Annotated in this window: 2 protein-coding genes; one reads left to right on the top strand and one right to left on the bottom strand. The window is 69.2% G+C overall.

Annotation, left to right across the window (positions count from 1 at the left end; translation table 11 throughout):
• A partial coding sequence (locus U9980_RS00920) for a GatB/YqeY domain-containing protein (protein ID WP_322766262.1) occupies positions 1-448 on the bottom strand: 448 nt, incomplete at its 3' end.
• 128 nt (positions 449-576) lie between these two features.
• On the opposite strand from U9980_RS00920, the gene U9980_RS00915 reads away from it, so the two are divergent.
• The gene (locus tag U9980_RS00915) at positions 577-1518 is read left to right on the top strand and encodes a metallophosphoesterase (RefSeq protein ID WP_322747687.1); all 942 of its coding nucleotides are present in this window, start codon (positions 577-579) and stop codon (positions 1516-1518) included.
• Positions 1519-1530 lie beyond the last annotated feature (12 nt).

Below are 1530 nucleotides of genomic sequence, written 5' to 3'. Positions count from 1 at the left end.
TCAGCCGGGCACGGACCAGGGCGGACACCCGGGATCCGTCCGCTCGCCCGGCCACCTCGGACTGCACAGCCTTCATCGCGGCACCCATCGCCTGCTGGCCGGAGAGGTCCTGCGCGGCGAGCACTCTCTCGATGATCAGAGTGAGCTCGTCGTCGCTCAACTGCTGGGGAAGGTAGCCGGCGAGGATCTCGCCCTCGTTCCGCTCCTGTTCGGCCTGGGCCGCACGCCCGGCTGCGGCGAACGCGTCCGCGGCTTCGCGCCGCTTGCGGACCTCGCGGGTGAGCACCTTCGCAACGTCGGCGTCGGACAGCTCCCGTGCGCTGCGACCGGCTACCTCCTCGTCCTTCACCGCGGCCATGGCCATCCGTAGGGTGGAGGTACGCAGCGCGTCCCGGGCCTTCATCGACGTGGTGAGATCCGCCCGCAGGCGATCCTTGAGTTCGCTCACGCGACCTGACCCTAACGCCTCCCGGGCGCCCTGGTGTTCACGATCGTCAGGCTGCCCGTGGCCGTCTGCCCGCGTGGCGCGGCGCGGAGAACGCCTGCAATGGGCGGAACCTGGGCCACACTGGTCCAATGACGAGTGTGCGACGGTTCTCCTCGGGGACGCTGCGAAGGGCCGCCGGGCGTGCGGCCACCGGGCTTGGCGTAGCAGGTGCGGTGAGCCTTGCCTACGCCGCAGGCTATGAGCGGACTGCCTACACGCTGCGCCGTCTGGTGGTGCCGGCGCTTGCTGACGGGGCCGGTCCGTTGCGCATTTTGCACATCTCCGACCTGCATATCACCCCCAAGCAGCGCGGAAAACTTGCGTGGATCTCGGACCTGGCCCGGCTGATGCCCGATCTCGTGGCCCTGACCGGTGACGTGCTGTCGCATCCGGATTCAGCGGAGCCGACCCTGGCGGCACTGTCCTCGATGTTCGGCTTTCCCGGTGTGTTCGTACCGGGGAACAACGATTATTTCGTGCCGACGCTGAAGAGCCCGCATCACTACTTTTCGTCGAAGGACGACACCATGCCGAAGGGGCCTCCGCTGAACTGGGCGGCGTTCGCCAAGACCCTGGCGGCCGACAGCGGATGGATCGACCTCACCAACTACCGGACTGTGATGCGCGTCGCCGGACGGCGGATCGACGTGCGTGGCGTCGACGACGCCAGGTTGTGCAGGGACGATGTGCCTTCAGTGCTCGGTGCCCGGGACGACGCCGATGTCGATCTGCGGCTGGGGCTGTCACACACTCCGGAGCCGCGGGTTCTGGACGCCTACACCGCCGACGGGGTGGCGCTGACCCTCTCGGGCCACACCCACGGCGGCCAGATCCGGGTGCCGTTCGCCGGGGCGCTGGTGACCAACTGCGGCATCGACCGGGCCCGTGTGCGCGGACTCTCCCGGTACGAGGCGGGCGGGCGGACGTCGTGGCTGCACGTGTCCGCTGGCCTGGGGACCTCGCCGTTCGCGCCGATTCGCTTCGCCTGCCGACCTGAGGCTACTTTGATCAGCCTCACCGCCGCGGCCTGAGCGCTGCCCGGC

Source organism: Protofrankia sp. Cr1, from assembly GCF_963555865.1.
Classification (GTDB): domain Bacteria; phylum Actinomycetota; class Actinomycetes; order Frankiales; family Frankiaceae; genus Protofrankia.
This window is presented reverse-complemented; position numbering and strand designations above follow the sequence as displayed.